General features: G+C 53.1%; 6 protein-coding genes. 2 read left to right on the forward strand and 4 right to left on the reverse strand.

Translation table 11 applies throughout. The features are described from left to right. The first annotated feature begins 355 nt into the window (after positions 1-355). On the forward strand, positions 356-2,218 hold the full coding sequence (locus tag K2I50_RS06705; protein ID WP_301025472.1) for a metallophosphoesterase: 1,863 nt from the start codon (positions 356-358) through the stop codon (positions 2,216-2,218). A gap of 76 nt (positions 2,219-2,294) precedes the next feature. Here K2I50_RS06705 and K2I50_RS06710 read toward each other — a convergent pair whose 3' ends face one another. Next, positions 2,295-5,702 carry a PA14 domain-containing protein gene (locus K2I50_RS06710; RefSeq protein ID WP_301025474.1) on the reverse strand — a complete coding sequence of 1,136 codons (3,408 nt, stop codon included), beginning with the start codon at positions 5,700-5,702 and terminating at the stop codon, positions 2,295-2,297. Positions 5,703-5,945: 243 nt separating this feature from the next. Between K2I50_RS06710 and K2I50_RS06715 the strand changes: the two genes are divergently transcribed. After that, positions 5,946-7,529: a sulfatase family protein gene (locus K2I50_RS06715; protein ID WP_301025475.1), complete on the forward strand. Its 1,584-nt coding sequence runs from the start codon at positions 5,946-5,948 to the stop codon at positions 7,527-7,529. A gap of 190 nt (positions 7,530-7,719) precedes the next feature. On the opposite strand, the gene K2I50_RS06720 is transcribed toward K2I50_RS06715, so the two are convergent. The 3 genes from K2I50_RS06720 to rpmB are packed head-to-tail and all read right to left on the reverse strand — an operon-like array spanning position 7,720 to position 8,343. Next, entirely contained in the window at positions 7,720-7,869 is a 150-nt protein-coding gene (locus K2I50_RS06720; protein ID WP_084273931.1) for a DUF4295 domain-containing protein, read from the reverse strand. Between the two features lie 21 nt (positions 7,870-7,890). After that, positions 7,891-8,079, reverse strand: a complete 189-nt coding sequence (rpmG, locus tag K2I50_RS06725) for a 50S ribosomal protein L33 (RefSeq protein WP_068960046.1) — start codon at positions 8,077-8,079, stop codon at positions 7,891-7,893. Between the two features lie 3 nt (positions 8,080-8,082). After that, on the reverse strand, positions 8,083-8,343 hold the full coding sequence (gene rpmB, locus K2I50_RS06730) for a 50S ribosomal protein L28 (RefSeq protein WP_068960045.1): 261 nt from the start codon (positions 8,341-8,343) through the stop codon (positions 8,083-8,085). Between the last annotated feature and the right edge of the window lie 141 nt (positions 8,344-8,484).

Consider the following 8,484-nt stretch of genomic DNA (forward strand, 5'->3'; position numbering starts at 1 on the left):
CTCCCTCACTGCGCGAACACATCTGCACGACGATTGACCGCCCCAGCGTTAACAAATATTGGTGAACGGGGTCTAAATTTGCTTTATTACAGAGCATCGATTTATAAAAAGGCTTTCTTGACAATAATACTATTCAGACAATGGATTGGACTCAACAGCAAATTGAGAAGTAATACGCCCTGAATTTCTCTCCATACAGACAGTGTGACATTACAGATATTTCAGTAAATTTGTGTGCGGTGGATATAGTGACAAGGGGATTTGTCGGTAATTCAGCCCAATAAACCAATTGCAGTTATCGCCAAACGCTATATTTCAGCCACTTGGAGTATGTCTTAAAACAAGCTATACACATATGCGTAGACCAAATGTAATATCAAGAATCACAACCGCCTTAATGGCCATCACATTCTTTCTGACAATATCACACGGCCTTCAGGCACGCGACATCCTGCTGATGAGTTATAATATCCGCAATGCCACCGGGCTCGACGGTAAAATCGACACCAGGAGGATAGCCTCGGTCATCGACAGTATTGCACCCGATGTTGTCGCCATTCAGGAAATCGACAGCATCACCGGGCGGAGCCGTGGCCGCAACCTTCTGGCCGAAATCGCAGGCTACGCCGGAATGCGTCATGTCTATGCCCCGGCTATAGATTTCGACGGCGGCAAGTATGGCATAGGTATCTTGTGCAAGGAAAAACCACTCAAAGAGATACGGGTCGCCCTTCCCGGACGTGAGGAACAGCGTGCACTTCTCGCAGTTGAGTTTAAGGATTACATATTTGCATGCACTCACCTCTCGCTTACCGAGGAGGATCGCCTCGCATCGCTGTCGGAAATAGACAGCGTGGCATCACTGTCCGACAAGCCGTTTTTCATAGCAGGCGACTTCAACTCACTGCCCGGCGACCGGTTTATGACACAGTTCACCAAGCGATTCGATATCCTTTCAACCGTTGAAGAGATGTCGTTTCCGGCCGACAAACCTGATGAGCTGCTCGATTACATTGCCGTAAAGAAGGGCACTCCCGAGATTGCCGGCACAAAACGGAGCCATGTTGTTGACGAACCGGTAGCCTCGGACCACCGGCCCGTATACGCCTATGTGACAATGAAGGAGCGCCCTGAAAGGATAATCAGCGTAAAGCCCTATCTCCAGAATCCGACAGACGGAGGCATAACGGTGATGTGGCAGACAAGCGTGCCGGCCACCGGCATAGTGGAGTATGGTACATCGCCCGACGACATGACGCGCGAACGCACGCTTCTCGACGGACAGGCCGACTGGGGCACTATGCACAAGGTGCGTCTCACCGGACTTAAGCCCGGTCAAAAATACTATTACCGTGTAGTCTCGCGCGAGATACTTGAATATGGCGCTTACCATAAAGCGTTTGGCGACTCTGCCACAAGCGAGCTTAAGTCGTTTACACTGCCATCGCCGGCATCAAAGGATTTCACGGCCATTGTGTTCAACGACCTCCATCAGCATTCCGCAACGTTCAAGGCTCTGTGCAATCAGCTCAAGGATGTGGACTATGACTTTGTGGTGTTCAACGGCGACTGTATCGATGACCCCTACAGCCATACCCAGGCAACCCGCTTTCTGAAGGAACTTAACGAAGGAGTTGGCGCCGACAGCGTACCGGTGTTCTATATCCGCGGCAACCATGAGATACGCGGCCCATTCTCCACCGGCCTGCGCAATCTGATGGACTATGCAGGCGGTAAGGTTTACTCGGCGTTCAACTGGGGCGACACGCGTTTTGTGATTCTCGATTGCGGTGAAGACAAACCCGACACCACAAGCGTATACTACGGTATGAACGATTTCACCCGCCTGCGTCAGGAGCAGGCTCAATTTCTTAAAGACGAGCTAAAGACAAAGGACTTTAAGAAAGCGGGTAAAAAGATTCTCCTGCACCACGCGCCGGTATACGGACTGGATGTAGATTACACCGACTACAATCCATGCCTTGAAATGTGGGGCCCGATTTTAGCGAAAGCGCCTTTCGACCTGGCAATCAATGCCCATACCCACAAGCATGCATTTCATCCGCGCGGCAGCCGTGGCAACAACTATCCTGTGGTCGTGGGCGGCGGCTACCGGATGAAGCGCGCCACAGTCATGATTTTAAGCCGTCGAGGGTCAGAACTCCGATTAAAGGTTCTGAACACCGATGGCAAAACCCTCCTTGAACAACAAATGTAAGAGCATGTTTAAAAACGGATGTCCGTTTTTAAACATGCTCTAATCTGAATTATGCTTCTAATCTATATTGAGCGAGTTACTTGCCGGAGGCGGCCCAGCGGATGATGTTGCCGAAGAGCTTGCGCGCAGGCTCGGCCGCCGGGTCGGGCGACAGCAGAGGCTCGCACAGGCGAAGCGTGGTATAAAGCACACGCCCTTTGCCACACGGCGCCTCGCCCATTGCCGTGCCGAGATGGAACGGCCACGAACGGTAGGCTCCGGCTATGAACCGCTCGTCGGATATCTTGAATCCCAGGCGGCTGTTCCCATCCTTCACGAGTTCCTGATAGGGCCAGTTCATGGCGGTATTGACCGGCAAGCCTCGGAGCACAGGATGGTCGGTGACGAAATGCACGCCTCCCACCCAATCGGTGCCTACGGTGAAATTGCTCTCATATCCTATGCCGGCGGTGGGGTTCAGAAATTGCATCCACGACTCGGGCGACTTCAGCAGAAGCAATGTAGTGCCGTCGGATACCGCACGGTCAACAACCGACTCGGGAGCAATCGCCGACGTGCCGGGCATCGTCCACACGAGTCTTACATATCCGTCGGGACGGGTCTGCCGGTACTGTACCATGATGCTGACTTTCTCCCCCTTCTCGAAATAGAACGGCGATGTAAACGACACATCCTTGCCGTTGCCCCAATTGTCGGCTATACGCTGCCCGTTGACCTCCATGCGCACACCTCGGTCGGTATTTATGCCTATAAGGTAATTGCCTGATTCGGGAGCTACGAGCGTACCCTCCCAGATGGCCGAGAACTCCTGGTTGGCCGGGATAAGCGGGTCGGGCTGCGCTCCGCCTACAAACCGGCGGTCGAGGCAATTGTCGGAAGATGTGCCTGCCGGAGCGAAGATGTCGTTGTCGTGAAACCATGTGACCTTGAACGCCGGACCGGAGGAATTGTCAAAATACCCGACAGGAATGGGCGTGGCCTCGTCGAGAGCCGGACGGGTGACGATAAGCCAGTCAAGAGGCCCCATCGACGGGTCGTATGCGGGAAGCTCGCGACCTGTCACCGACTTATAGTACCTCGCCACAGCATCGTCAGGCTCTCCGTAGATAGCGCCACGTCCGGGCAGAACGGCCCCGTCGGGCACCAGGCCGAGCACCTCCTCATAGCCGTCGGCGACAGTGCGCCCCGAAGCATCGTCAAGACGGGCGGATATGGTATACAGTCCGTCGCCGCCTTCAAGCATAAGAGGCTCGGCCTCGGCAAGCAGCTGTCCGAAGATATCTCCACCCTCCACATCTACATCGCGGGTGAGCAGTCTCTTTTTCTTTCCGTCGGGAGCCGTGCTCTCGACAACAAGTGTAAAATGCCCGCGGAGATCGCTCTCGTTGACTACATGGAAGTCGACCTCGACATAGCCGGGGAGCCGCACAAACTGTGTACGCGGCGATACCGCAACATAAAGCGGTCGGGTAAAGCGGGCTATCGTATTGACATTTCCCTTGCAGTTGCGGTAATTGTCGACTACACCCGAATGATTGTCGTAGGGCATCGACTCCCAGCCGTTGATAACATATGCATCGCCGAGATTTCCCATGCGCATGCCCTGTATGCGGCGTCCCTGGTGGTAAAGCTGTATGTCGCCGAGCGAGCGTGTCAGCGAATCGAGATTGCCAAAGTTGGCTGCAAGATTTTTACTGCGGAAATAACGGTGCCATTCACCGGCCTGAGCACGCCAGAAAGCACCGTCCCAGCCATCGGTGCCGGAAGAGTCGATAGCCCGTTCGATAAGGGCGATACGCGGTGGTGTGGATATGGCACCCTCCTCGCCGCGCATGTATACCTCGGTATGGTTGTCGCAGTACATCAGTTGGTCGACGGGGTTGCGGTAGAGGCCGTCGTGCCATGTGGCAGGTCCTCCGGCGCGGTGATTGTCATACCATCCGCGGAAATAAGGTGTAGGGTCAAAGGGACGCATGTGAAACTTCGAGTCCTCCTCGTTCTGCTCGTTGGAAGCCCATCCCGAGGTAAGTGTCATCACTCGCGAGGGGTCAATCGAGTGGGCCTCGACAAGATCGGCACGCCGCTTTGCCATCAGAGCCGTATCGGCGGCACGCACTCCACCGAGTTCGTTGATGAGATTGTAGATTACCAGCGAGGGGTGAGAGCGGTCGCGCTTTACCATACGCTTCAGCTTGGTATTGACTATAGTGCGGATAAACGTATCGTGGTCGGCCGAGTGTATGGCACCAGGCTCCTCATAGTAGAGTATACCCATCGAGTCGGCCTGCTCGAGCACTACCGGAGAGCCGATAGAACGATGGAAATTGAGCATATTGAGCCCCATTGACTTAGCTACGGCAATCTGCTTGCGCGCCATCTCGGGCAGCGCATGCAGTCCGGTGGCGGGCCAGTAGCCCCAGCTGATGGCAGAGCGCAGCATCACGCGCTTTCCGTTGAGCCTCAGCACGGCCTCGTCGCCGATACCGTCGGGCGCAAACCACCGGAATCCGAAAGTACGGGAGTCGCTGTCGACGGGACGTTTACCATCGGACAACGTCACATCACATCGGTAAAGCTCGGGCGAATCAAGGTTCCACAGACGCGCGTCGGGCACATCAATCTCCATCTCCACAGTGTTGTCGCCGGGTTCCAGACGCAACTTGCGCGAGGCTCGGGCCACCACTGCTCCCGACTCACTCTTCGGCGCAACGGCACAGGCTACCGTACGCACCGCCGCCTTGCCACACGTGTTGCGTACATTGACTATCGCCTTTACCCGAGTGGGGACAGGCTGATTCTGCATATATATGTCCTCAATGTATGTCCCGTCGACGATATCGAGCCTTACCCTGCCGACAAGTCCGCCGAATCCGCGCCCTGGGGGAATCTTGTATTCACCCCATCGCATCTGCGTAAAGTCCTGCCAATGGAAATTGCCACCAGGGTTGGTGACACGCACGGCAAGTGTCTGACTCCTGCCGGGGAGAACGGCGTCGGTGATGTCGACGTCAAATGGCGACTCGCCTATGATGTCGTAGCCTACAAGTCGGCCGTCGAGGTATACCTCGGCACGCATTCTTACCGACTCAAAGTGAAGCATGGCCCGGCGTCCCTTCATATCCCGGGGCACACTGATGGTAGTGAACCACCAGCTTACGCCCTTGAAATCGTCGGGCGACGGACGTGATGATGTTGTAAGATACTCCTCGACAGTGCCGGGCACATTCACACTGACGGCATTTTCTGATTTAAGCATCTCCCATCCTCCGGAAGGCGCGTTTACCGGAAGGTCAGCCAGGTCGGTTATCTCCTCAGGCAGATAAAGCCTGTCGTGCTCCCACGATGCGGCAGTGTCGCGCATCATATGCCAGCGCGGTCCGTCAAGCGACAGAGTGTAGCGCGGCGACTCGACCTGCGTCATAGAATGGCCCGATGCGTAACACATGGCCGCAACAGCCAATACAATGGTCTTTAAGGTTCTCATGTCTTAATAATTTTCGATAACTGTTATATCGCAAAGATAGCAATTTTCTTACTATAATACAACTATTTATGTAAGTAAGTCGTAAAAATTATTACGTATCTGAAATCCTCTCGCCGGAAATCTAAAATAATTTTTTACGACTTACTTACTAATTTCAGTTGCAATACAATAGTTTTACAGCGATGATGTCCGAAATGATAAAGATTTTGATTAAGTTTGCATAATCAATTCAACCCTAATCACATGAATAAACTACAGTCCGGATTACTTTTCTCTCTTACCGGGATTACTGCCGCCGCGTCGCTGCCGTCGTGCACCTCGCAGAAAAAGGCCGAGGAGCAAAAACCCTACAACATCGTGTATATAATGACCGACGACCATACGGCCCAGATGATGAGCTGCTACGACAAGCGGTATATGGAGACACCTAATCTCGACCGCATAGCCAACGACGGTGTGCGCTTCACCAACAGCTTTGTGGCAAATTCGCTAAGCGGACCGAGCCGTGCGTGCATGATCACAGGCAAACACAGCTGCGCCAACAAATTTTACGACAATACGACCTGCGTGTTCGACAACACCCAGCAGACGTTCCCCAAGCTGCTGCAAAAAGGCGGATACCAGACTGCCCTTGTCGGCAAATGGCACCTCGAGAGCCTTCCCACCGGATTTGACTACTGGGAAATCGTGCCCGGGCAGGGAGATTACTACAATCCCGACTTCATCACACAGGAGAACGACACCATACGTAAACACGGATATCTGACCAATATCATCACCGACGATGCCATCGACTGGATGGAAAACAAGCGCGACAAGGAGAAGCCCTTCTGCATACTCATACATCACAAGGCTATCCACCGCAACTGGCTTTCGGACACGTGCAACCTGTCGCTGTACGAGGACAAGACATTCCCTCTGCCCGACAACTTCTTCGACGACTACGAGGGACGCCCCGCCGCAGCCGCTCAGGAGATGAGTATCGTGAAGGATATGGACATGATATACGACCTCAAGATGCTCCGTCCCGACAAAGACTCGCGGCTGCGCTCGCTATATGAAAGCTATATCGGGCGCATGGACAAGGAACAACGCGCCGCCTGGGACCGTTTCTACGGGCCGATAATCGAGGACTTCTACAAGAAGAATCCCCAGGGAAAGGAACTCGCCGACTGGAAATTCCAGCGCTATATGCGCGACTACATGAAGACCGTAAAGTCGCTTGACGACAATGTTGGGCGAGTGCTCGACTATCTTGAAGAAAACAATCTGCTCGACAACACTCTCGTAGTCTACACATCCGACCAGGGATTCTACATGGGCGAACACGGATGGTTTGACAAGCGATTCATGTATGAGGAGTCGATGCGCACTCCGCTCATCATGCGCCTGCCCGCCGGATTTGACCGTAAAGGCGATATCGACGCTCTCGTACAGAACATCGACTATGCTCCTACATTCCTCGAACTGGCCGGACAGCCTGTGCCCGACGACATACAGGGCATATCCTTGCTTCCGCTGCTGAAAGGCGAGCAGACCGACACCCTGCGCAAATCCCTGTACTACCACTTCTATGAATATCCAGCAGAGCATATGGTGAAACGCCATTACGGTGTGCGCACCGACCGCTACAAGCTGATACATTTCTACAACGATATCGACGTGTGGGAACTGTACGACCTTCAGAGCGACCCCTCTGAGATGCACAATCTCTATGGACTCAAAGAGTATGAGCCTGTGGTGGCCCAACTCAAAGAGGAACTCAAGCGCCTCCAGGAGCAGTATGACGACCCTGTGCGCTTCTCTCCCGACCGCGACAAGGAGTAGTCAGAGAGTAACACAACCGTCATCCCCCGGCCGGAGGCGACAATACCGGCAATAGGATTTTTGAACAATTGCACCGTGTAAAACTTTTGGGGTGCAATCATATAATTACCTACCAGCCGTGGCTGAATAAAAAAAGGTGCTGTGTCGGAGTCGACACAGCACCTTTATTGTATCTTGGGATTGGGTACTCTTACTTGAGAGCGGCCTTAACCTGTTCGTTGGGAACCATCTCTTCTTTGAAGACGTATGCGCCTGTTTTGGGTGATTTTTCCATCTTGATCACCTTGCTGTAAGTACGTCCTTCACCTTTCTGCAGTGATGCAACGGTTTTCTTTGCCATATCGTGGAGATGTTAAAGTGCTTATTTGATTTCTTTGTGAATCGTCATGCGCTTGAGGATGGGATTGTACTTCTTCAGCTCAAGACGTTCGGTAGTATTCTTACGGTTCTTGGTAGTGATGTAACGCGAAGTGCCGGGCATGCCGCTGGCCTTGTGCTCGGTGCATTCGAGGATGACCTGGACGCGATTACCTTTAGCTTTCTTTGCCATAGCTTAGTCTATAAATTTGATGTCTTTACCAGTTAAATAACCCTTTCCGGCTGCCTGCTGCATAGCAGCGTTGAGGCCGAGCTTATTGATGGTGCGGAGACCGGCTGCGCTGATGGTCAGGCGGATCCATGCGTCCTGTTCTACCCAGTAGAACTTCTTCTCAAAGAGGTTGACATTGAACGTGCGCTTTGTACGACGCTTCGAGTGCGACACGTTATTGCCCACCATAGCTTTCTTGCCTGTAATCTGACAAATCTTTGACATGGCTGTTCTGTTATCTTTTGTTTTGTTGAATTTCGTATTTCAGTCATTAGGCCGCCATCTCAGTCTCATATCTGTCTCTAAAACACATCTCACGCAGCAGACGATCTGAAGCGACTAGATCGCGGTGGGAGCCGTATCAAT

The organism is Muribaculum sp., from assembly GCF_029051885.1.
Taxonomy (GTDB): Bacteria; Bacteroidota; Bacteroidia; order Bacteroidales; family Muribaculaceae; genus Muribaculum.

What these genes read in the sequence shown, in the direction of transcription:
- K2I50_RS06705 (WP_301025472.1), top strand. Translation starts at nt 356, where the DNA reads ATGCGTAGACCAAATGTAATATCAAGAATCACAACCGCCTTAATGGCC.
- rpmG (WP_068960046.1), bottom strand. Translation starts at nt 8,079, where the DNA reads ATGGCAAAGAAAGCTAAAGGTAATCGCGTCCAGGTCATCCTCGAATGC.
- K2I50_RS06715 (WP_301025475.1), top strand. Translation starts at nt 5,946, where the DNA reads ATGAATAAACTACAGTCCGGATTACTTTTCTCTCTTACCGGGATTACT.
- rpmB (WP_068960045.1), bottom strand. Translation starts at nt 8,343, where the DNA reads ATGTCAAAGATTTGTCAGATTACAGGCAAGAAAGCTATGGTGGGCAAT.
- K2I50_RS06720 (WP_084273931.1), bottom strand. Translation starts at nt 7,869, where the DNA reads ATGGCAAAGAAAACCGTTGCATCACTGCAGAAAGGTGAAGGACGTACT.
- K2I50_RS06710 (WP_301025474.1), bottom strand. Translation starts at nt 5,702, where the DNA reads ATGAGAACCTTAAAGACCATTGTATTGGCTGTTGCGGCCATGTGTTAC.